Annotated in this window: 21 protein-coding genes and 3 tRNA genes; 8 read left to right on the forward strand and 16 right to left on the reverse strand. The window is 61.6% G+C overall.

Annotated elements, in window-relative coordinates; genetic code table 11:
* Positions 1 to 31: 31 nt before the first annotated feature.
* The 3 genes from BCO18175_RS19400 to BCO18175_RS19410 form a co-directional block, all read right to left on the reverse strand.
* Positions 32 to 1,651, reverse strand: a complete 1,620-nt coding sequence (locus BCO18175_RS19400) for an acyl-CoA synthetase (protein ID WP_174983244.1) — start codon at positions 1,649 to 1,651, stop codon at positions 32 to 34.
* A gap of 368 nt (positions 1,652 to 2,019) precedes the next feature.
* On the reverse strand, positions 2,020 to 2,721 hold the full coding sequence (locus BCO18175_RS19405) for a peptidoglycan DD-metalloendopeptidase family protein (RefSeq protein WP_174969454.1): 702 nt from the start codon (positions 2,719 to 2,721) through the stop codon (positions 2,020 to 2,022).
* Between the two features lie 153 nt (positions 2,722 to 2,874).
* Positions 2,875 to 3,786 carry an aldose epimerase gene (locus BCO18175_RS19410; protein ID WP_174983246.1) on the reverse strand — a complete coding sequence of 304 codons (912 nt, stop codon included), beginning with the start codon at positions 3,784 to 3,786 and terminating at the stop codon, positions 2,875 to 2,877.
* 478 nt (positions 3,787 to 4,264) lie between these two features.
* On the opposite strand from BCO18175_RS19410, the gene BCO18175_RS19415 reads away from it, so the two are divergent.
* Complete coding sequence (locus tag BCO18175_RS19415; protein ID WP_043182315.1) at positions 4,265 to 5,095, forward strand: undecaprenyl-diphosphate phosphatase; 831 nt, start codon at positions 4,265 to 4,267, stop codon at positions 5,093 to 5,095.
* Positions 5,096 to 5,263: 168 nt separating this feature from the next.
* Positions 5,264 to 5,340 (forward strand) — tRNA-Arg (locus tag BCO18175_RS19420).
* Between the two features lie 84 nt (positions 5,341 to 5,424).
* Here BCO18175_RS19420 and BCO18175_RS19425 read toward each other — a convergent pair.
* The gene (locus BCO18175_RS19425; RefSeq protein WP_254608128.1) at positions 5,425 to 5,955 is read right to left on the reverse strand and encodes a phage terminase small subunit P27 family; all 531 of its coding nucleotides are present in this window, start codon (positions 5,953 to 5,955) and stop codon (positions 5,425 to 5,427) included.
* 251 nt (positions 5,956 to 6,206) lie between these two features.
* Here BCO18175_RS19425 and BCO18175_RS19430 point away from each other — a divergent pair, with 251 nt between their 5' ends.
* The gene (locus tag BCO18175_RS19430; RefSeq protein ID WP_174983248.1) at positions 6,207 to 7,877 is read left to right on the forward strand and encodes an ATP-dependent nuclease; all 1,671 of its coding nucleotides are present in this window, start codon (positions 6,207 to 6,209) and stop codon (positions 7,875 to 7,877) included.
* A gap of 141 nt (positions 7,878 to 8,018) precedes the next feature.
* Here the strand turns inward: BCO18175_RS19430 and BCO18175_RS19435 are convergent, their stop codons facing one another.
* From BCO18175_RS19435 to BCO18175_RS19470, 8 genes are all read right to left on the reverse strand, one after another.
* Positions 8,019 to 8,714: a hypothetical protein gene (locus BCO18175_RS19435; protein WP_174983250.1), complete on the reverse strand. Its 696-nt coding sequence runs from the start codon at positions 8,712 to 8,714 to the stop codon at positions 8,019 to 8,021.
* A gap of 58 nt (positions 8,715 to 8,772) precedes the next feature.
* Entirely contained in the window at positions 8,773 to 9,204 is a 432-nt protein-coding gene (locus BCO18175_RS19440; RefSeq protein WP_174983460.1) for a single-stranded DNA-binding protein, read from the reverse strand.
* A 154-nt stretch (positions 9,205 to 9,358) separates the two neighbouring features.
* The gene (locus BCO18175_RS19445; protein ID WP_254608129.1) at positions 9,359 to 10,504 is read right to left on the reverse strand and encodes an AAA family ATPase; all 1,146 of its coding nucleotides are present in this window, start codon (positions 10,502 to 10,504) and stop codon (positions 9,359 to 9,361) included.
* Complete coding sequence (locus BCO18175_RS19450) at positions 10,504 to 10,683, reverse strand: hypothetical protein (RefSeq protein WP_174982957.1); 180 nt, start codon at positions 10,681 to 10,683, stop codon at positions 10,504 to 10,506. Before BCO18175_RS19450 ends, BCO18175_RS19445 begins: the two co-directional genes overlap by 1 nt.
* Positions 10,683 to 11,009 (reverse strand): hypothetical protein, encoded by a 327-nt coding sequence (locus tag BCO18175_RS19455; protein ID WP_174983255.1) that lies wholly within the window; start codon positions 11,007 to 11,009, stop codon positions 10,683 to 10,685. The genes BCO18175_RS19450 and BCO18175_RS19455 overlap by 1 nt, the downstream gene beginning before the upstream one ends.
* 1 nt (position 11,010) lies before the next feature.
* Complete coding sequence (locus BCO18175_RS19460) at positions 11,011 to 11,217, reverse strand: helix-turn-helix domain-containing protein (RefSeq protein WP_174983257.1); 207 nt, start codon at positions 11,215 to 11,217, stop codon at positions 11,011 to 11,013.
* Positions 11,218 to 11,309: 92 nt separating this feature from the next.
* Positions 11,310 to 12,173, reverse strand: coding sequence for a hypothetical protein (locus BCO18175_RS19465; RefSeq protein WP_174983258.1), 864 nt, complete (start codon positions 12,171 to 12,173; stop codon positions 11,310 to 11,312).
* Between the two features lie 91 nt (positions 12,174 to 12,264).
* Positions 12,265 to 13,626, reverse strand: a complete 1,362-nt coding sequence (locus BCO18175_RS19470; protein WP_174983260.1) for a tyrosine-type recombinase/integrase — start codon at positions 13,624 to 13,626, stop codon at positions 12,265 to 12,267.
* Positions 13,627 to 13,782: 156 nt separating this feature from the next.
* On the opposite strand from BCO18175_RS19470, the gene BCO18175_RS19475 reads away from it, so the two are divergent.
* A tRNA-Arg gene (locus BCO18175_RS19475) sits at positions 13,783 to 13,850 on the forward strand.
* 405 nt (positions 13,851 to 14,255) lie between these two features.
* On the opposite strand, the gene BCO18175_RS19480 is transcribed toward BCO18175_RS19475, so the two are convergent.
* Complete coding sequence (locus tag BCO18175_RS19480; RefSeq protein ID WP_174983262.1) at positions 14,256 to 14,516, reverse strand: hypothetical protein; 261 nt, start codon at positions 14,514 to 14,516, stop codon at positions 14,256 to 14,258.
* 320 nt (positions 14,517 to 14,836) lie between these two features.
* On the opposite strand from BCO18175_RS19480, the gene BCO18175_RS19485 reads away from it, so the two are divergent.
* From BCO18175_RS19485 to BCO18175_RS19495, 3 genes are all read left to right on the forward strand, one after another.
* Positions 14,837 to 15,259: a hypothetical protein gene (locus BCO18175_RS19485; RefSeq protein ID WP_174983264.1), complete on the forward strand. Its 423-nt coding sequence runs from the start codon at positions 14,837 to 14,839 to the stop codon at positions 15,257 to 15,259.
* 230 nt (positions 15,260 to 15,489) lie between these two features.
* Positions 15,490 to 15,804, forward strand: coding sequence for a hypothetical protein (locus BCO18175_RS19490; protein WP_174983266.1), 315 nt, complete (start codon positions 15,490 to 15,492; stop codon positions 15,802 to 15,804).
* Between the two features lie 198 nt (positions 15,805 to 16,002).
* Positions 16,003 to 16,109, forward strand: a tRNA-OTHER gene (locus tag BCO18175_RS19495).
* Between the two features lie 51 nt (positions 16,110 to 16,160).
* Here BCO18175_RS19495 and glmS read toward each other — a convergent pair.
* The 3 genes from glmS to BCO18175_RS19510 all read right to left on the reverse strand — a co-directional run bounded on the left by glmS (position 16,161) and on the right by BCO18175_RS19510 (position 19,991).
* Positions 16,161 to 17,978: a glutamine--fructose-6-phosphate transaminase (isomerizing) gene (gene glmS / locus BCO18175_RS19500; RefSeq protein ID WP_174983268.1), complete on the reverse strand. Its 1,818-nt coding sequence runs from the start codon at positions 17,976 to 17,978 to the stop codon at positions 16,161 to 16,163.
* A 49-nt stretch (positions 17,979 to 18,027) separates the two neighbouring features.
* On the reverse strand, positions 18,028 to 19,107 hold the full coding sequence (locus BCO18175_RS19505) for a hypothetical protein (protein ID WP_174983270.1): 1,080 nt from the start codon (positions 19,105 to 19,107) through the stop codon (positions 18,028 to 18,030).
* A 443-nt stretch (positions 19,108 to 19,550) separates the two neighbouring features.
* Positions 19,551 to 19,991 carry a hypothetical protein gene (locus BCO18175_RS19510; protein ID WP_174983272.1) on the reverse strand — a complete coding sequence of 147 codons (441 nt, stop codon included), beginning with the start codon at positions 19,989 to 19,991 and terminating at the stop codon, positions 19,551 to 19,553.
* A 442-nt stretch (positions 19,992 to 20,433) separates the two neighbouring features.
* On the opposite strand from BCO18175_RS19510, the gene wecB reads away from it, so the two are divergent.
* On the forward strand, positions 20,434 to 21,651 hold the full coding sequence (gene wecB / locus BCO18175_RS19515; RefSeq protein WP_174983274.1) for a non-hydrolyzing UDP-N-acetylglucosamine 2-epimerase: 1,218 nt from the start codon (positions 20,434 to 20,436) through the stop codon (positions 21,649 to 21,651).
* Positions 21,652 to 21,806: the final 155 nt, after the last annotated feature.

Genomic DNA, 21,806 nt, shown 5'->3' on the forward strand with positions numbered 1-21,806 from the left:
CGGCCGGGCGGGCGGCGCGGGTGGCGCCGGCCTACGCGTCGCGCAGCGCGCGGCGCACGATCTTGCCGGTCGCGGTCATCGGCAGGCTGTCGACGAACGCGATCGCGCGCGGATACTCGTGCGCCGCGAGGCGCGTGCGCACGTGCGCCTGTAGCGCCTGCACGAGCGCATCGTCGCCGGTGTGGCCGGGATTCAGCACGACGAACGCCTTGACGATCTCGGTGCGCGTTGCATCGGGCACGCCGACGACGGCCGCCATCCGCACCGCCGGATGCGTGAGCAGGCAGTCCTCGATCGGGCCCGGGCCGATCCGGTAGCCGGCGCTCGTGATCACGTCGTCGTCGCGGCCGACGAAGCGCACGAAGCCGTCGGCGTCGATCGTGCCCGTATCGCCGGTGAGCAGGTAGTCGCCCGCGAACTTGTCGCGCGTCGCGTCGGCATTGCGCCAGTATTCGAGGAACATCACCGGGTCGGGGCGGCGCACCGCGATGCGCCCTTCGACGCCGGGCGGCAGCGGCGTGCCGTCCGCATCGACGATCGCGACCGCATGGCCGGGCACCGCCTTGCCGATTGCGCCGGGCTGCGCATCGAACAGTGCCGCGCACGACGACAGCACCATGTTGCACTCGGTCTGCCCGTAGAACTCGTTGATCGTCACGCCGAGCGCGTCGCGCCCCCAGGCCGTCAGTTCGGTGCCGAGCGATTCTCCGCCGCTCGCGACGGATTTCAGCGAAAGCGCATAGCGTTCGCGCGGTGCCGGGACGGTGCGCATCAGCTTCAGCGCGGTGGGCGGCAGGAACGCGTGGGTGACGCCGTGGCGGGCCATCAGCGCGAACGCCGCATCGCCGTCGAATTTCTCGAAGCGGCGGGCGAGCACGGGCACGCCGTGATGCCATGACGGCAGCAGCACGTCGAGCAGGCCGCCGATCCATGCCCAGTCGGCGGGCGTCCAGAACAGGCGTGCGTCGCGCGGGAAGCACTGCTGCGACATCTCGACGCCCGGCAGGTGGCCGAGCAGCACGCGATGCGCGTGCAGTGCGCCTTTCGGTTTGCCCGTCGTGCCGGACGTATAGATGATGACCGCGGGATCGTCGGCGGCCGTATCGGCCGGCACGAAGTCGGGTATTTCGGCGGCGAGCGCCGCGTCGTAGCGCAGCACGCCCGGCGTGTCAGGGGCATCGTCGCCGATGCAGTAGACGGTTTGCAGTGCCGGCAGCCGCGCGCGCAGCGGTGCGATTTTCGCGTAGCCGGCCGCGTCGGTGACGAGCGCAGCCGCTTCGCTGTTCGCGAGCCGGTATTCGAGCGCATCGACACCGAACAACGTGAAGAGCGGCACCGCGATCGCGCCGAGCTTGTAGGCGGCGAGGTGCGCGACGGCCGTTTCGGGGCCCTGGGCGAGAAAGATGCCGATGCGGTCGCCGCGCTGCAGGCCGGCGCGCACGAAGCTGTTCGCGAGCCGGTTAGAAGCATTCCTCAGGTCGTCGAACGTGATCCGAAAAACGTCGCCTTGCGCCGTTTCGTGGATCAGCGCGAGGCGTCCGCTGCCGTCGGCCCATTTGTCGCAGGCATCCACGCCGATGTTGTAGCGCGCCGGAACGTCCCACGCGAAGCGGGAGAGCAGGTCGTCGTAGCGGTCGGCGGCGGGCAGCATCGAGGTGTCTCCTGGGGACGAACGTGGTGTCGGACGAACGGCTTACATCAGGATTTCACGCAGACGAATCCACAATGGCGTCTGAGGGTAGGGAATCTTCGTACTCGTCCAATCGCCTCGGCTCAGTGCACGATTCCACAATGACGCATAAGATCACGAAAAAATCAGTGTGTGACCATGGATTTGCTTTTGATAGCTGCGGGGTTCAGCCTGATCGGAATCGGTGTACTGGTAGCGTTTGCCCGTCACATCGATCCGTTGTCCGGCCGTTTCACCGGACGTCTGCGCAAGCGCTGACATCACCTTTCCCGATTTTCACCGCGACGGCACGCGATGCGCGCCGGCATCGCGTGTCGCCCATCGGGCGCTCAGCGCGCCGGCAGGTAGCGTGATGGGTCGATCGACCGGCCGCCGTAGCGCAACTCGAAATGCAGCGCGACGCGATCGCTGTCGCTGTTGCCCATCTCGGCGATCGACTGCCCCTGCGTGACCGACTGGCCTTCCTTCACCAGCAGCGCGCGGTTGTGCGCGTAGGCGGTCAGGTAATCGGCGTTGTGCTTGAGGATGATCAGGTTGCCGTAGCCGCGCAGCCCGTTACCCGCATAAACCACCACCCCCGGCGCGGCCGCGACCACCGGCGTGCCCGGCGAGTTCGCGATGTCGACGCCCTTCGATTTCGAGCCGTCGAACGTGCGGACCACGTTGCCCGCTGCCGGCCAGATCAGCGCGATGCTCGTCGCCGGCTTGACGGCCGATTCAACCGGTGCGGAAGGCGCGGGGCGCGCCCGGCCGGCACTGCCGGTGCCGGTCGTCGACGGCGTCGATGCGGTGGTCGTGCCGGGCGGCGGCGCGACGCGCAGTACCTGGCCGACTTCGATCGCATCGGGGTTCGTCATCTGGTTCCAGCGCACGACGTTCGATACCGACGTGCGGTTGTCGCGCGCGATCTTGTAGAGCGTATCGCCGCGCTCGACGCGATAGAACCCGGGGCCGACAGGCGCGGAGCCGCACGCGACCAGCAGGGCGGCGCAGGCGGCTGCGAAGAGTCGCTTCGTTGTTGTTCCGAACATTGAACCTCGCAAAACCCTGCCGCTCATGACGCGGCAGGTAACACAAAACGTCCGATTTTAACGGGTTCGACCCGCACACCGCAGTTTGGGCCGTTGCCGGGGCCGTCGCGCGCCGGTTCGGCGCGCCGCGAATTGACGTGTCGGCCGGGCGTATCAGCCGGCGAGCGGGAGGACGCGAATCCGCAGCGTGGCGGTTTCGGTCGCGCCCGGCGCGAGCGTGCGCAGCCCGAGGCCGTTGTGGATAGCATCCGGCAGGCCGAGCCACGGTTCGACGCAATAGAAGTCCGAATCCGGTTTTTCGGTCCAGGTCGTGACCGCGTACCACGGGATCGAGCCCGGCACGTCGAGCGCGATCTCGATCGTGCGGCGGCGGCCCGGCATCACGATGCGCACCGGCGTGCCTGGCACGCCGTCGAGGCAGTGGAAGCGGTCGAGGATGTCCGGGTTGTCGAGCTGATAGCGGGCTTCACCCGGTTCGGGCGTGCTGATCGAACCGTCCGCCTGCTGCGCGCAACGATGCGTCGGCGGCAGTTCGAGCGTGGTTTCGGCGCGTTCGCCGTGCGGCAGCGCGAAATAGAAATGGTGGCCGGCGTAATAGGGCAGCGGCGTGTCGCCGCGATTGGTCGTCGTCAGCGCGACTTCGAGCGTGTGCGAGTCGGCCAGCCGATAGGTCGTTTCGAACCGGAAGTCGAACGGGTAGCTCGCGCGCAGCGCATCGGTCGCGTCGAGCGTCATCGACAGCGCGGTGCCATCGGCCGACGGTTGCGCGGCGAACGGCAGGTCGCGCGCGAAGCCGTGCATCGGCAGGTCGCGCACCACGCCGGCGGCGTCGCGCCAGCGGCCGAGTTCGCCGTCGACGCGGTGACGTCCAAGGAACGGGAACAGCAGCGGGTTGCCGCCGCGCACGCGCGCGAGGTTGCTCCAGTCGGCCGTTTCCGGCCAGAAGATTACCGGCTCGCCGTCGACATGCCATGACAGCAGGCGTCCGCCGAATTGCGGAGCGACCCGGACGAGCGACGGGCCGGCGTGAAGTTCGTGAATGTCGTGTTGCTGGAAGGTCGGCATGGCGAATCGGGTTGGGCGGGTGGACGGGAACGGCGCGCTCCATTATCGGGCCGTGGCGGCTCGGGGAAAACCCTTCTCGGGAAATCGCGAGTTTTTAAGACTGTCAACGGTCGGGATAATGCCTCTAAACCGGTGATGTTGCCGGGTCATGACACTTCGTGGAGGGGGCCATGGATCTGGCAATGGCAATGGGTATCGCACTGTTCGGCATGTTTACCGGCAGCACGGTATTATTTTTCTATCAGCTCGGCCGCTGACGGCAATTCCTGCCGAAGTCGAAAGGCCCGCCATGCAAATGGCGGGCTTTTTGCTTTCTGAGTGCTTACAAATTGCAAGCGTTTGTGTGCATTGCCGCAATATCCAGCCAAATGCCTTGGCGCAGTAATCCGGGCTCGGCATAATCGGGGCGCGTTTTTTCGGACGCGCATCGCGTTGTCCGCTTTTCTTCCCGCTCAATCTTCACTATAAGGACCGACGCGTGAGTCTCTGGTTTCTGGTATTCCTGAGCGTCCTGCAGGGCGTCACCGAACTCTTCCCCGTCAGCAGCCTTGGCCATACGCTGCTCGTGCCGGCGCTGTTCGGCATGCACATCGACAAGCACGCACCGCAACTGCTGCCGTTCCTCGTCGCGCTGCACCTCGGCACCGCGCTGGCGCTGCTGTGGTACTTCCGCGCGCGCTGGATCGCGCTGATCAGCGGCTTCTTCGCGCAGCTCGGCGGCCGCAAGAACGACGACGGGCACCTGATGTGGGCGCTGATCATCGGTACGATCCCGACCGGCATCGTCGGGCTGCTCCTCGAGAAGCGCATCGAGCGCGTGTTCCACGACCTGCGGATCGTCGCGATCGCGCTGATCGTGAACGGCGTGCTGCTGTGGCTCGGCGATCGCATCCAGCGCAGCCGCGCGCATCAGGCGCCGGAGAAGATGACGTTCAAGCAGGCGTTCTTCGTGGGCCTCGCGCAGATCGGCGCGCTGATTCCGGGCTTCTCGCGCAGCGGGCTGACGATGATCGCCGGCAATGCGGCGGGGCTGACGGCGGAGAAGGCCGCGGAATTCTCGTTCCTGCTCGGGACGCCGATCATTTTCGCGGCGGGTGTGCTTGAGCTGCCGAAGCTGTTCCATGCGCGTGACCAGCTCGCCGATGCGCTGCTCGGCGGCGTGTTGACGGCGATCGCCGCGTACCTGAGCGTGCGGTTCCTGATGCGCTATTTCGAAGGGCGTGGCCGGCTGGCTTCGTTCGGCGTGTATTGCGTGATCGCCGGTGTGTTCTGCCTCGGCTGGTTCATGATGCATCCGCAGCCGGTTTGATGCTGCGGTGGCCCGTCTCGCGTGATGTGACGCGATGATCGGGTATAATTTCGGGCTCGGCTTCATGCCGGGCCCGTTTTGCTTCTGGGCTTCGAGTTCGGTGGTTCTGCTGTCGATCGAAGCCTTGCGTCAAATGCGGCCCGTGCCGGCCGTGTCTTTTCTCCCCGACCGCCCTTAGCTCAGTTGGATAGAGCAACGGCCTTCTAAGCCGTAGGTCACACGTTCGAATCGTGTAGGGCGGGCCAATAGAATCAATGAGTTAGCCCGGTTTTTGTGACCGGGCTTTTTGCTTCTGCGGATGGCCGGAACCAATCCGGAACCTAGTTCGCTCAACGTTGCGGTCGAACCGATTTCACGAACGCGGCATAGGGATTTTCAGCCGGCAATGGCGGCGGCGCGTCGATAGCTTGCCGTCCGCGCGGACTCAGGCCGAACGCATCCAGTAGCCGGGCCGCTTGGGCGCGCGCATCGCTCAGCGCGCGCAGTGCCGGATGCGCCTTGCTTCCGCCGGTCCCGGTTGCAATCGTCAACCCTTCACGGTCCAGCGTCTCGCGCAACTGCGCCTCCGTTGCCAATGTTTCGGCGAGCAGTTCAAGCGCGCGCAGGTCGGACCCGCTAAGAAGACCCAAACTCACGACGAGCGGCGCGACGCGGACCCATTCCGTAGCTGCACGCGATGACATACCTGCCGGCGGCGGCGCTACGGTCAAATGTTTGGACGCAATCCCCTTGAGCCTATCCGTACGCAAAGTCCCGGAAAGTGCTTTCGCTACATTTGTTTTTCTCGGCATGACTACCCCAAAAAAATGTTCCGCCAGTGGCTTCGAAAATTTCGAGTCCTGCTGACGGTCACGCGACATCGCGCGCCACAGATTGCAGCCCCCATCCCAACCTCGTGCTTCGTGACAATTGCGGGCATAGACGCAACGGTTTCCGGCCAGTCACCTCGCCGTCATCCTTACCGTTTGCCAACGACTACGCCGCGTGAGGCGGAAGTAGTCTTGATCTAAACTCGGCGGCAGGCGCATAATCAATTCGCCCACATTGCCGCGCACGCTAATCCGATAGGCGGCTTATAACCCATAAAGACCAACCAGCCAAAATAACAACCGTGAAAATTACAGAAATTAGAGTTCGCAATTTCAGGTCTATCGAGGTAGAACAACATATCCCGATCCCCGGAAGTGTGACCCTTGTAGGGCCAAACAACTCTGGGAAAACCAACATATTGCGCGCCATTCAAGTATTTTTCACGGGTATTAGCAACTCGTACGGATACGCCCGCGACACAGACCTTACTTTTGGCGTCGGCAAGGCAAGAACAAGCATAACCGCCACATTTGATGGCGACCCCACTCTAGAACAAGATATTTACGATGGCATAGATGAACTGCACGGCCTTCAGGGAACGACCAGAAGCGGAAGCCAAATTTCGCTCACGCTTTACTTCACGGACACGAATACCCCTGTCTACAGCTTTTTTCCAAACATAAAGCGACCCAAGGCGAATGCAAAAGCCGCCCAATATTCGAGGGCGCACATCTCTCTAATAAATAAACTCCTCGGCAGATTTAGCTTGCACTACGTGCCGTCTGCAAAGAGCATAAATCAGATATACGATGATTTGATCACGCCGTTCCTCAGGAGAAAGGTTTCAAAGGTAATTGAGCCCCATATTTTAGATATCGAAATGAGCCTAAATGAGGCGGCCAGCGCCTTAAATGAAGAATTGAAAGCAGCACACCTGTCAGAATTTAGTGCCAGCTTTTCGTTGCCGGGAAAATCAATCGAGGAATTGGTTTCACGGTTCGACTTCATGATTGCCGATCCGCAAAAAACTCCAATCCACGATAAGGGCATGGGCGTCCAGACGACGGCATTACTTGCCGCCTTTCGATGGATTACAAAGCAAGAGGTGGACGAAGGGCGGACCGCGCTATGGTTGCTCGAAGAACCAGAGTCGTACCTACATCCTCACCTTGCCAGCAATTGCAATCGAATACTGGAAAATCTTGCGAAAGATGCGACCGTAGTTAAAACCACTCATTCGATGGCTTTTGTGCCACAGGATCCAAACTATGTATGCGGAACCGCACTAAACGCAAAGGGTCGAACGGAAATTTTCCGCTACAAGACATTTAGCGAAGCCGTATCTGCTATCAGATCGGCACTGGGAATTAGATTTGGCGATTATTACAATCTTGATAGATACAATGTTTTTGTCGAAGGGCCGTCAGATCGATCGTTACTTACATGGGCACTTGGAAAGATTTCTGCGGAAGAAAAATCGTTTGAATACCTTAGGCAAGCCAAATTTGAGGACTTCGGTGGAGTGAAGCATCTTGCCGGATTCCTTCGCGCAACATACCAATTCATTCGCAAAGAGAAGGCTTGCGTTACCGTATTCGACGGCGATCAGGCGGGTGAGCGGGAGTGGCGCGATTTGCAGCAATATTTCGGAGGGCATCAAATACCTTTCGAGGCGAATAGGCACTTTGTATTGGTTAGATCGCGATTTGCGATTGAGGGACTATTCCCGGATGACTGGATCAAAGATATACACGAAAGCCATCCTTCATGGTTCGACGTGTATGCTATCGACGCATCGGGGCAACTCGAACCTTTTAAAATAAAAGATAATAATAAATCGGATGTTCAAGCGAGGCTCGTGGCTCGAGCCGAAGACGAGAAGAATCTCGACTGGGCCAATCGATTTCTTACCGTTTTGGGTGCTGTCGATGTTGCGCTGGGGAAATTATCTAAGGCGCTGGACGGTTCCTGATCTGAGGGTGGTTTATAAAATACAAAACTGCTCCGCCAATTGAGCATTGATATAACCTGACTCATTCGCTTAAGCGAACGATACACGCTCTGTCGTGGGCGAAGTTTAGCGGTGCATCTACGATGCGCCGCCAAACAGCGCTTAGCTCTGGCAGCCGCCAACTTCTGCCACGAGGTCCGCACGCGGACGGGAGTGGCGACGCTCCCATTTCTCGCGCGGCACGAATTCGAACATCGGCTGAAGTGCCTCATCCACGCACGCGCGCACACGCGATACCAGTTCGCCGCTCGAAATCGAGCCGTCGTGGACAAGCGCGCGAATGTTCCGTTGAGCTTCGGCGATTTTCGCGCGAGCCGCCTTGATTTGGGGCATGTTCGTCGTAACGTTGCCGACGCGAACGCCGAGCCAGTTTTTCTCCGTGAATACGTCGGTCCGAACTGCGGCACGCAACAGGTCGTCCGCGTCCGACAAGTCGTCCAACGCCTCGCAGAGTTCGGGCGGCGCGGTACGTTCGAGTTCGGTCAGGATGCGTTCGCGCGCGCCGTTATCGGCCATCGTCCAAACCACGAGGCGACCGCGCGTTTCGAGCATCGACTTTTCAGCTTCGTAGCATGCCGCTTTCGCGGCAGCGAAGGCAGCCGCCGCGCGTTCGGCCTCATTGGTCAACGCGGACCGTTCCCGTTTCCGGTCGGGCAACGACTTGAGTTCGTGCGCCAGTTCGGCGCGACGCGCATCCAGCTTCGCTCGTTGTTTCGCCGCGAGTTCGTCGGCGAGGCCGGTATCGGCGACGAGCGCATCGAGGATTTCCATGCGCTCGGAAAGGGGGCGTTTCATCATGATTTTGCACTCCTATTTATTGAAGGAAAACACCTTCACAGTGCGGGCTGCCCCGCGTCTACAAACCGTCCTGCATGTCCGACATGTCGTCGCTGTAGAACGCCGCTGCTTGTCGGGAAGCGTCCATAGCCGGGCGTCCGCTCCGGCGTTCGTCGCCGTCGTTCGAACCTTGCATAGCGGCCCGCTTGCGCTTCACGTGGTAAGCGGTCAGCACCGCGTGCGCGACCATGCCGAGCACCGGTTTAGCGTCGCCGTTTCGGTCGGTCCAAACCTTCGGGGTCAGCGTACCGGCCAGCGCAACGGAATCTCCGTCATCGAGCGCCAACAGAGCTTCCTTCGCGTCGTCCAAGAATGCAATCACGTTCACGAACAGCGCTTCACCGTCGCTAACGGCAGCGCGAACCTTTGCCGTCACGAACGGCCTACCGCTCGCGCCCGCGCGTTCCGCCGGCTTGCCATACAGCTTCCCGCTGACCAAGCCATCAATCATCATGAGCCTCCAATCGTCAATTTCCGCCTTTCCCGAAATTTCCCGTTTTTTCCCGAAACGGGAATTCTCGGGAGGTCCTACTTTCCCGAAATTTCCCGTTCCCCCTATTAGGGGGAAACGGTTCGGGAAGGACTTCGAGAACGGGAAAGGTGGATTACTTCACCCAGAGCCAACCGTCCTTTGCACCGTAGATGCCGTTTGCGACGAGGCCGGTAATAGCGGCTTTTGCGCGCTCATTCCTGCGCTTCTCCTCGCATGGGATGTGCGCGGCCGCAATCGAAATCGCAGCATCGAGTTCGATGCAGGGGCGACCGAACGGCGCGTCGCCCTTACCGAAATTACGCGATTCGCGGAACGGTTTTGCCAAAACATCCATTACGATGCGCTGGTGTTTACCTTGTGGCAGCTTCACGCGCGACACTTCCGCCGCAGCCTCATCGGGTGCGACAACACAGGACGACACCGGTTCGCCGTCCTCGTCGTTGCTCACATCGACAATCTGAAGCGTGAAGGCGCGCTTCTCGCCGTCCGCGTCATCCTTGCTCTTTGCGACCGACCATTCACGGCCGCCGTCACGTTTCACTTCGATAACGGCATCGAGCGCCGCGAACAGCGACGAATGCCCGCGCAGACCCTTGCTTACATCTTTGCCCGTGTGATGTACAACGAGCACCGCACCGCCGATGCTCTCTTGCAGGACCTTGAGGTTCGCGATGATTTGGCCCATATCCTTCGAGCTATTCTCGTCAGCGCCAGGCGCAGCGCGATTCAAGGTGTCGATTACGAGCAGCCCCGCGCCGCCAGCGGCCTTCACGGCGTCTACGAGGTCGGACACGTCGGACAGATTGCGGAGGTCGAGCGACTGCGTGATGAACCGCAAGCCTTCCGGCAAGGGGCGACGGTTGTGAGCGGTCCATGCCTGCGCGCGTTTGCTCAAGCCAGCCTCACCTTCGAGTGCGACATAGACGACGGGCACAGCCGTGACGCGGTAGCCAAACCATTCTTCGTCGCCCGCGATGGCAGCGCAAAGGTCGAGGGCGAGGAACGATTTTCCCGACCCGCTCGGTCCGTACATCGAAATCATCCCATCGGATGGGATGACGCCACGCACGAGCCAACGTTGCGGCGGCGCATTCAACAGGTCATCCGCCGTTTGCAGGCGATAGCGCATCGGCTGCACTTCGGCTGGCACGGTTTGTTGTGCAAAAAAATCCTCACGCGCTTTCTTGCACTGGGCCACATCGCGCGAACGCTGAAGTGCCTCGTCGGTCACGGCATTGCCGATGAAGTCGGTATCCATTAGAGGTGGCCCTCCTTCAATTGAACCGCAACCCATTCCTTCGCCGATGCGACGATGTGTGCCGTAACCCATGCCTCGTGCTGCGCCCACGCCGCAGCGCCCATCTTGCGGCGGCAACGGTCGCGTTCGACCGCAATCATGTGGTTAATGCGGGTTTTGATTGCTTGAACGTCGTCCATTACGCCTCCCGCACTTTGATCCAGCGGGCGACCTTGCGGCGGTCGGTGGTCGTGAGGCGATACACGCCGCGACGCACTTCGCGGCCGTCGCGGTCGATGTACGGGATGCGCACACACGGCAACGCGAGGCCCTTTGCGCGCAGGCTTGCGATGAGAGCGGGGGAATTCGAGCAGCCGGCGAAATGGTCGAGTTCTTCACGCGGCATCGGGCGGCGTTGCAGCGCGGTCAGCGCGCGCAGATGACGGGGATTTTTCGTTCCGGTAAACTTGCGGCGTTGGTTCGCGCTCGGCTGATTGTTATTGGTCGGGCGATTTTTTTTGCTCATCTTAGATGCCCTCCGCGAGCTTTTCGAGGGCATCGGCCGGCCACATGAGGCGACCATTCGGCAGCTTGACGGGGCGGAGCGTGAAGTACGCACCCGTTTGGCAATAGCGCTTGCGGATGGACTGCGGGCGAAGCGAGAGGAGTTCCGCCAACTCCTCGGTAGTCATCGGGCGGTGGGCTTGAGTCGCCGAAAATTGCTGCATCGTCATCTTTATCACCTTGCCGTTCGGCTTGAGTTAAGGCGATACAGATTTTTTTGCAGGTTTCCGAGTTGACCGATAGATGCGCCCGCAACCGCCCGTTATTGCCCGTTGCCGCCCGTTGCCGCCCGCTTACGGGGCTTGAGCCGGTGACGCAGCCTTTCCGAGTTCAGATAGTCGAGTTGATCAGCAACGGTCGTGTAGAACAGTTTCCCGCCCTTTACTTCGCCAGTAAACGGCGTCTCGGCGGCCAACGCAGCCTCTTTGAGCACTAGAAACACGGCCTGAGTATCTTCGCTTCCGACGCTCGCTATCGCCCGGTCGATCAACCGGTCGAGCACGTTGCGGCGCGCTTTGATGGAGTGCTTCGTAACGGTCGGCTTCTCGACGGCGGCGGGCGTCGCATCCTCCACGTCGGCGGGGGAGTCGGACGGTGGCGTAGCGCTCGTCACTTCGGGGCGCTCGGCAATAACACGCGCGGCGAACTCTTGCAGGCCGGCCGCGCTCATACCGACCGACGACAAAGCGACGGTTAGCGCTTGCTCTGGCGGTTCGACGAACACATATTCGTCCGGCCGTCCGTAATCGTCTTCGGGGCGTTGCGCTACCGAAATAGCGGCTTCGCCCGTCTTCAGCAGGTCGTCTACCTGAGCCGAATAGAGCGCCACGGTTTGATACGACGCGGCGCACACATACACGAATGGATTGCTAGGCGTCCCGTTCTCGGCATCCCATTTGTACCGGGCGAATTTTGTGCCGCGTGGCGGCGCGCACCGCAGGCAAGTCGGCGGCGGGATTTTGCTTTGTGGAGCGCGATACATGTCTAACACGTTGCTCAGGATGCGGCGCGGCGTCCACGCCTCATTCGTGATTTCCGAAAGCAACGATGCGGCTTCGTCCAACGTATTCCAACGCAACACCTTATCAAGTGCACGCGTGCCGCTTGTAAAATCGAACGTAGCCATGATGCGAGCCTCCCTGAAGGCCGTTCGTGGTTAGGCGGGGTCCGATGCACGAACATCGTTCCCCGCCGCTTCGTTCGATTCTAATGCTTAGTCACTGAGCGATGCGCAAGCCTTGCGGCTCGACCTTCGCATCGAATTCGATGCCGGCCTGTTCTAACATCCATGCTTCGATGTTGTCGTGCCACTTGCGCAGCAGGTCGAGCGGACGGCGGCGGTAGTGTTTTTCCGCGATGGCGGACGGCTTGTGACCTTGAATTTGAGCGATGACACCGACCGGAACCTCGACCCATTCTGCGAGCGTCCCGAACGAACGCCGGAGGCCGTGCAGGCTCAGATGAGGAAGGCCGGCTACCGCGAGCGCTTGGTTATGCGCGATGCGCGGCTCGGCGATTTTTCCGTCCGCCGATTTTTTGCTCGCGAAAACCCAAGGGGAGGGCGACCATGATTCGCCTTTGGCAGTCAAGTCCCGTATTTGACGGATGTTCGGCGGCGTGTCATTCAAGCGCTTGAGTTCCCGCAGGACACTGGCTAGGTACGGTGTGAGCGGGATGGCGCGCGAACCTTCGACCTTGTCGGCGATGGACAGCGAGCGCCATTGAAAATCGACGTCGGTCCATCGGAGTGCCGCCATTTCCTCGCGGCGCGCGCCTGTGATGAGCAACGCTTGCAGATAAGCCGCAATGACCGGATTGCCGAGCTTGCGGACGGCGTCGAACCAAGCCGATAACTGTTCCCGTTGCAGGCAATCATCTTTCGCCTTGGTGCGCGGTACGGCGCTTCTGACGGCGCGCGCGTTGTATGCGTTTGGTGCAATGATGCCGCCGTATTCCGGCCGGTCGTTACACCAGCGGATGAAGGCGCGCAGCTTCCGATAACTCTGCTCGGCATTTGTCGGGCGCGTTAGCGATTCGGATGCGAGCCACGCGGCGACCACGTCGGCGGTTAAGGTCGACAGCTTCAACGGCATGAGCGCGGCGAGCGGTCCCGCGACCGTCACACCTTTCCCGCGCTTTCTCGGCTCGCCGCCAGCGTGTGCCAGATTCTCATGGTCGAATAGATGGCGCTCGCTCCATCGCGACCGGTTTGCGTCAAGATAAGCCGCCCAAGCTTCGTGCACGGTCGCATCTTGTCGCTTGGCTTCGGCTTTCCGCGCTTCGTGGGCGGCGGCGTGTTCTGCTGCCTGTTCGCGCGGGTCTACACCACTGTCGAGAAGCGTTTTCAGGCGGCGTGCTTCAACGCGTGCCTTCTCGATGCTCCAAACGGATGGGTCGCCAATCGAGATGCGCACAAGTGAGCCGCGCAATTTCGCTTGGAGCACATACCGTTTTGTGCCGCCCGCGTTTGCGCGAAGACCAAGACCGGGCGCGCCGCTGTCCCACAGGAAGGCTTCGGATTTGCCCTTGGGGCAGGTGTGTGCCGCTACCTTGCCCGCCGTGAAATTGACCTTTGCCATCGTCGCCGCCCTCACTTAGGGTAGATTCCGGAACCAATCCGGAACCCGATTTTGGCAATTTTGATCAACACATGTCAACGGGCTGGTGAGTCGGGATTTTTTTGAAAGCCTTATCAGGTAAGGATTTAGAGGGTTTTTGGCGACGTTCATCAACACCCGTAAATGCCTAGTCTTTCGGCCTTCTAAGCCGTAGGTCACACGTTCGAATCGTGTAGGGCGGGCCAAGTCTTCCCGAAAGATCAACGAGTTGCGAGTCGAGCGCACTCCGATCAGCACGCGGAACTGCGCTCACGGTGCTCAGAGTGAGCTCGCGTACTAGCTTGCTCGCGATGTTGCGTACCAATTGCAGACCGAAGTTAGCCTATTGACGAGGACATTGCGCGCAGCCGATTTGTTCTGGTATCCAAGTACCGCTGGTTGGGCAATGCCTTAAGGTTGGCGATCAGTTCCTGAAGGCGTTGGTCTTCCCTGTTGACCGTGTCAAGGCATCCTGTAAGCCGCGCCTCAATTTCGTCATTGCTCATTTGCTCGTGGTCGGAAAGCACTATGGCGAAGTTCAAGCGGAACGCCCGGATTTGTTGGTATGCAAATGCGGTGTCTTCTGCCGCTTTGCTTGGGAGCAAACCGAGCTAGCCGACGTTACTTTCATAAACCGGGTCGTTGGGAGGGGCGAAGCGCCGAAGTCTAAGGCGCTGTCCCTGCTCAATCGCCGCGATCATGCCATTCAACATGTCCCGCAGCATGGGAAATGCCGCCGTGTGTGAGGCTAATTCCCCGGCTAGTGCAGTGCCGTCACGAAACCGGCGATAGTCCTTTGCCAAGAAATTGTTGACATAGCCACCAGCGAGCACACTAACGAATGCGATCAATGCTGCATTGCCGTCCGCCATCATTTCTCCCGGACTTGAATTGGAAGTTGCAGTATGTTTCGCAATTGAGTCAGAATGTGAGCAGATAATTTGAAATCACAACACGGGGAATTATGAAAGCGTTGATTTGGGTGTGTTCGGCTGTGATTGCTCTGACTGCGTGCAGTGAATCGGACCAATCGTCTACGGTATCGCCAGCGTCTAGCCCTAATGCGCCAGCAGTTTCGGCTGTTAGCGCGCAGCCGTAGTCAGTAGACATTTGGGTCGACCTTAAACCGGAAACATTCCGAAAGCAGTATGACGAGCTGGCAACGGCCGACGGGGAAGACACGATCCGACGAATGAGCAAGAAAAAGGATGGAATCGAAGTAACGCTTAATGACGAACGTTTTCAACGAGGGATAGCTGAACTGAAGAAGCTCGATTTGGCGAATGGGCATTTTGAGAGCCAGCTTGGAATTCACCTTTACGTCAACAGTGCTGACAAGATTACAAGGATTGGCGTGGTAGGAGACCGATCCGATCCCGTCAATCTTATGCACTTTGTCGGTGCCGTGGGCATAGTCAATAACATGCTGAACCCGGGCTCGGATAAAAAAGCGAATACGGACTTCCTCGCGTCTCTAAGCCTTATGAGGGGCGATGCCGACGCGTCCATAGGGCAGCCGGTTTCAGCATTCAACCACGGCGGAGCATTCGCATGTATTTCGGTACCTTCCGAACAATCGACCAGTGTTGCCTGCGTTGTGACGCCGCGCTCATAGTTGGTCGCCCGCTCCGGGCCAAAATTCGATAGAGATTTCTGCGCGGGACTGCGGAGCTGATGTGCGCTGGACAACTCAGCGATGGCGATGGGCTGGTGGACCGGTGAAGGTGCGCAGCGCTGATTTATTTGGTGTGCACGTCAAGAGATCGGTCGCGCTTGATCTGCCGATTGTCCATCCTCGTCATCAGCGGGCGAGTAGCCTTGGTCCTAAACCGTTCGGGAGCGGCGATGAGCTACTACGGAATTTCGATGGTCAAGCTAGATGCGACGGTGGGCGAAGTGGCCGAGGCAAAGGTGCATCAGCTCAGCAAGGACAAGGACGGAAATATCGGATTGGATGCGGGCAAGGCGATGGCCTATCACGATGTTGCCAATCTGATCGTAGGCGGAGACACCGTGTACGTCATCGTGCCTGACGGTCCCGGCCCATATCGCTACACCGATAAGGTTCGAGTGAAGCCGGGACAGCGCCAGTATCTGGAGAGCTTCGGGGGCGACGGTGCTGCTACCGCCGCATTGATGGCGCTCCTGAAATTCGATTGACGTTTCTTACGCCCGCTGTCGGACGTCGGCGAGCCATCGCGGATCGACCGGGCGTTCCAGCATTCGACATGTGGACTTGCGCATTTTCCGCGCTCGCCGCACTGCACGGCGGAAAGCTCGCGTAAGGGTAGTCTAAGCGACTGCGAAGGGCACGCATACCCGGCGTCCCTGCGGGCCGGTAGCACGGCTGTAGCGACGCCGCCCTGGCGAGTTGGATACAAGCTGCACCCAGCAAGGCGCGGCGCTACACGAGCAACGGCCTTCCAAAACGTAGGTCACACGTTTGAATCGTGTAGGGCGGGCCAGCTACATCCTTCAAAGACCTTCACCAGTCCGCCCCGGGTTACCCAACCCCCTCACTCCACCGTCACCGATTTCGCCAGATTCCTCGGCTTGTCGATATCCGCACCGCGCAAACACGCCGCGTGATACGCGAGCAACTGCAGAGGCACGACGTGCAGGATCGGCGACAACAACCCGTAGTAATCGGGCATCCGCAGTACCGACACACCTTCGCTGTTGTCGATCCGCGTATCGGCATCGGCGAACACGTAAAGCTGCCCGCCGCGCGCCCGCACTTCCTGCATGTTCGACTTCAGCTTCTCGAGCAGAGCGTCGTTCGGCGCGATCGTCGCGACGGGCATCGTGTGGGTCACGAGCGCGAGCGGCCCGTGCTTCAACTCGCCCGCGGGATACGCCTCCGCGTGGATATACGAAATCTCCTTCAGCTTCAGCGCACCTTCGAGCGCGATCGGGTAGTGCAGCCCGCGCCCGAGAAACAGCGCATTCTCGTGCTGCGAGAATTCCGCCGCCCAGCGCTCGATCTGCGGCTCGAGCCCAAGCACATCCTCGAGCGCGTAGGGTAGGCGCCGCAACTGCATCGTGTAGCGCGCGAGCTGCGCATCGTCGACGTAGCCGCGCAGCCGGCCGAGCGTGACGGCGAGAATGAACAGCGCGACGAGCTGCGTCGTGAACGCCTTGGTCGACGCGACGCCGATTTCCGGGCCGGCCCGCGTCAGGAAGCGCAAGCCGGTCTGCCGCATCATCGCGCTGGTCGGCACGTTGCAGATCGCCAGCGTGTCGATATGGCCGAGCGCTTGCGCGTACTTGAGCGCGGCGAGCGTGTCGGCGGTCTCGCCGGATTGCGACACGCTCACCACCAACGTATTCGGCGTCGCGAGCGCGTCGCTGTAACGGTATTCGCTCGCGATCTCGACCTGCGCCGGCACGCGCGCGATCGTTTCGAGCCAGCGGCGCGCGGTCAGGCCGGAATAGTGACTCGTGCCGCACGCGAGAATCAGCACGTTGTCGATCTGCTCGAACGCCCGCGCGGCGTCGGGGCCGAACACGGCCGGGTCGAACAGCCCCGCATCCGGGATGGTCGCGGCCACGGCCTGCGGCTGCTCGAAAATCTCCTTCTGCATGAAATGCCGGTACGGCCCGAGTTCGACCGCGGCCTCGGCGGAGGAAATGGTTTGTACCGCGCGCTCGACCGGTGCGCCGCCGCGATCGAGCACGCGCACACCGCCCGGCGTCAACTCGACGATGTCACCTTCCTCGAGGAAGATGAAGCGGTCGGTGATGCCGGCAAGTGCGAGCGCGTCGGAGGCAAGAAAGCATTCGCCGTCTTTTATACCGACGACGAGCGGCGAGCCGACCCGCGCGCCGATCAGCCGCTGCGGCTCGTGCTTGCTGAACACCGCGATCGCGTAGGCACCGTGAAGCTGCGACGTTGCCGAGCGCACGGCGGCGAGCAGGTCGCCGCGATACTTGCTGTGGATCAGGTGCGCGACGACCTCGGTGTCGGTCTGACCATCGAATTCGTAGTGTTCGTCTGAAAGTTGCTTGCGCAACGTTTCGTGGTTCTCGATGATGCCATTGTGCACGAGCGCGATTTCGTCGCGCGAGAAGATCGGATGCGCGTTGCAGGTTGCCGGTGCGCCGTGCGTTGCCCAGCGCGTGTGCGCGATGCCGGTGCTGCCGGTCAGGCCGGCGGTGCGCACGTGCGCGTCGAGATCGGCGACGCGCGACACACTGCGCTCGCGACGCGCCTGGCCGTCGACGACCGTCGCCACGCCGCATGAATCGTAGCCGCGATATTCGAGGCGACGCAAACCTTCAATCAGAATCGGGACGATGTCCCGTTGCGCGACCGCGCCGACGATGCCACACATGACACGTCTCCTTCCCTTTTAGCCATCATGAACCGCGTGCACCGTTGCATCAGCGCGATGCGGTTACCGTTGCCGTTGCCGCCGCCGTCGTGAATCCGCATCGAGCGGGTATGACGGGGGCGGCCATCCGGCTTTCGAATGCCAGATAAAGCGACTCCTCTAGTACGTTCCAGTGTGCGCCGTGCCGGTATGGCCCCGATCGCGCTTGCCAGCAGGCGACCGTGCCCCAATCGTTCATCTTGACCGCGACCAGCGCGATCAAGCCCCATGGATAGTCGGTATTGGCGAGTTGCTGCCAGCTCTTGGCGTACTTCCGTATCCATTGCGTATAGATCGTCTCGCCAGATTGTTCGGGTACCTGAATACTGGACAGGAGCGGGAGGATCTGCGCGATCTTCGCCGGATAGAAACTCGAATCGCTGACCTGCTGCGTGCTGGCGCGAAAGCCGGATCCCGTGCCGCGCCAGAACACCTTCAGGATCGCGGATGCAAGCCGGTCGGCACGCTGGCTCCACGGGCCCGCATGCGTGTAGTCGGCGCGCCGGACGTAGTGCGCTGCGAGGGCCTGGAACGCGCTGTGTACCTCGACGTTGTCCATCAGCAGCGCGACGTGCAGCGACGACGAGATCTGGTAGACGCCGGAGGGCTTGTCGAGCAGCGTGTCCAGATGCGTGCCGGCGCGGTTGAGGCTGAGTTCCCACGCGGCGGGCAAGCCATCGGCCGGCGCGAAGCGGGCGAGCAATTCGATCCAGGTCGCCATCATCGCGTCGTCGGTTTCCGCGTCGGCACATGCACGGTAGCGGCCGTTCTTCACGCAGTAGCGATCGAAGCCGCCATCCGGGCGCTGGCGCGGCAGCAACCATGCGATCCACGCGAGTGCAGCCTGACGGGCGTCGAGTTGCGCGTCGGACGCGGCGAGCAGCGCCTTCGCCGCGAAATACGGATCGATGCCGATGCCGTTCAGGCGCACGGTGATCGCACCGTCGGCGCGCTGGTACAGCCCGTTGAGCCGGAGTTCGGCGGCGCTCGTGTGCAGCGCAAAGCCGCACGCGGCGATACAGCAGGCGACGAGCGCAACGGTGGCCGCTGCGCGCGAGCGTGCGGTCGGGCAAAGCGCGGGCCGTTTCATGATCTTGGGCTCCTGCGCGGTAGTCCTGTGTAATCGTCGCCGGGTGCGGCGTTGGCCGCGTCGCGCCCGGCGAGCGTGTCGACTTTGTGGCTCGGTTCACCGTGGCGCGGGTGAACCCGAGGCTGGTACCGATATTTGCGTTCACGAGCGGGCTCACTACATCGGAGCCGGAGCCAGGCTCGCGGATCGCGCGTGCTTCGACAGGACACGTCGGCACGTGCGACGCGCAGGAGCGCTCGTCTTTCGCTCCAGGCAGGACGTGTCGCGTTTCCTCCCGGCTTCGCTGCTTGGGTGTCCCCGTCCGTCCGCTGTCTGGCGAGTGCTTCGGGGCACACCTGATCGTCATTAAGCAAGGCGTGAGCCATCGTCTGCGATGCCGCGCGCAGCAAGGGACGGGGGCGGAGGCCGGCGGCGTGGCGCAAACGAAGGCGGCGGATTTTGATTCATCGAAGAATCAGCGTGCGCGCAGGCCGAATGCCCGCGCGCGACCGGTGTTTCGGCCCGCACGCGTGATGCGGCGAGCGAATTGTCTGCCGAACCTGTGCGGCCTTGGTAGCACGACTCGACGCGGTGGTGCGCCTCAAGCCGTTCGTTGCGTGTGCATCGGCCGGGATGCCGGCGCGTTCCATGCGTTCGATGCGTTGCATGAACCGGATCCCGATGTAACGGCCCCGTTCCGGATCTGCGTTACACATTCGCAACATTTCCGACCCGCGCGATTCGTGCGACGTGAACGACGTTGCGTGTCGGGTAAATCCCTCGGGCACGACCGCGGCCGTGCGGTCGACTGCGCCGCCTGCTGCACAGACAAAAGTGGTGGATCGAGGAAACGCAACGCGCTTCGCCAGATGCGTGAGATCCGCTGCGCAATCGACGCTCGACATGAGCGCGCGATTCGTCGGACGACGCCGCCGAGGAACCGTGCGACAGCCCGGATGTTTGCCTGTATCGCGCTTGACCGGCGATGCGACACGCGTAGCAGTTGTGAAACATTCCTTCGCGCGACGCATGGGCGCGGCGCATGCAGCGTGAATCGGACACGGCCGCAGGGCGGCTGGTTTGAATTTTGCTGTAGAGGAAGGGACGTGACGAACAGACGTGACGCGTGGCCAGGCGAGGAACGACTCATGACGTGACTGATCAAGTGCAACGGGACGCCGGTAGTACGACGATTCGCGTGGCGTAGACCGCGCGGACAGGGCGGCGCGCTCGCTCCACGACACCGCAACGTGTCGACTGCGTGCGCGTACGGGAAGTGCCGCCTGAATACATGCTTCGCGCCACGAGCAGGGTCATTCAGCGCGAAATGGCTCAACGAGGATAACGATGAAAAAGATTTTGCTTGTGTTCGGTACTCGGCCTGAGGCCATCAAGATGGCACCGCTGGTGCGTGCATTGAAAGCACAAGCGGGTGTCGACGCCAGGGTATGCGTGACTGCGCAGCACCGCGAAATGCTCGATCAGGTGCTGACGCTGTTCGACATCAAGCCCGACTACGATCTCAACGTGATGCGGCAAAGTCAGACGCTGACCGACGTGACGACCGGCATTCTGCAGGCAGTCGGCATCGTCTTCGACGAATTGCGTCCGGACGTCGTGCTTGTCCACGGCGATACGACGACCACGCTCGCGGTCAGTCTTGCGGCGTTCTACCGCTATTTACCTGTCGGGCACGTCGAGGCCGGCTTGCGCAGCGGCGACATCTGGTCGCCGTGGCCGGAGGAGTTGAACCGCCGCGTGACCGACGCAGTGTCGTCGTGGCATTTCGCGCCGACCGGGCAGGCACGCGACAACCTGCTCAGCGAGGGCGTACCGGGCGGGGCGGTCGTGCTGACGGGCAACACCGTGATCGATGCGCTGCACGAGGTCAAGCGCATGCTGGACTGCACCACCGAACTGACGGAAAAGGTCGCCGGACAGTTTCCGTTTCTCGACCCGTCGCGTCGTGTCGTGCTGATCACCGGGCATCGAAGAGAAAGTTTCGGCGAGCCGTTCCAGAATTTCTGCGACGCACTGTGCACGCTCGCGAACCGCTATCCCGACGCGCAGTTCGTCTATCCGCTGCACATGAATCCGAACGTCCGGGAGCCGGCGCGGGCACGGCTCGGCCACCTGTCGAACATCTACCTGATCGAGCCGCAGGAGTATCTGTCGTTCGTATTCCTGATGTCGCGCGCGCATTTCATCATCACCGATTCGGGCGGCATTCAGGAAGAAGGGCCGGCACTGGGCAAGCCGGTCCTGGTCACGCGCGAGACGACGGAGCGGCCCGAGGCGATCCAGGCGGGCACCGCGCGGCTCGTCGGCACCGATCAGGAGCGGATCGTGTGGGAGGCGTCACGGCTGTTCGACAGCGAGAGCGCTTACGGGGAAATGGCGCGCGCGAGCAATCCGTATGGCGACGGTCATGCGAGCGAGCGGATCGTTCACGCGCTGATGCGCAATCCGGGGGTGCCGTCGAAGGCGACGAGCTTTTCGATGGGGGCGTCGGAGATGCCGTTCAATCCGCTCACGCTGGGGTTGCAGGCGTTGAGGTCGAGGTGAGCGTGATGGGGCAGCCGCGTGCCGGGCGAGCGGGATGCCCGGCGATCGCTTGAGTGCGGATCGAGGCCACGCAGTATGACCGTGCGACCGGGAGGATTGCGTTCGATGCTCGCGGCGCCCTGAAGAATGCCGCGATCGCGATCTATTGCTTCAGG

Origin of the sequence: Burkholderia lata (assembly GCF_902499335.1) — a bacterium.
GTDB classification, from domain to species: Bacteria; Pseudomonadota; Gammaproteobacteria; order Burkholderiales; family Burkholderiaceae; genus Burkholderia; species Burkholderia lata_B.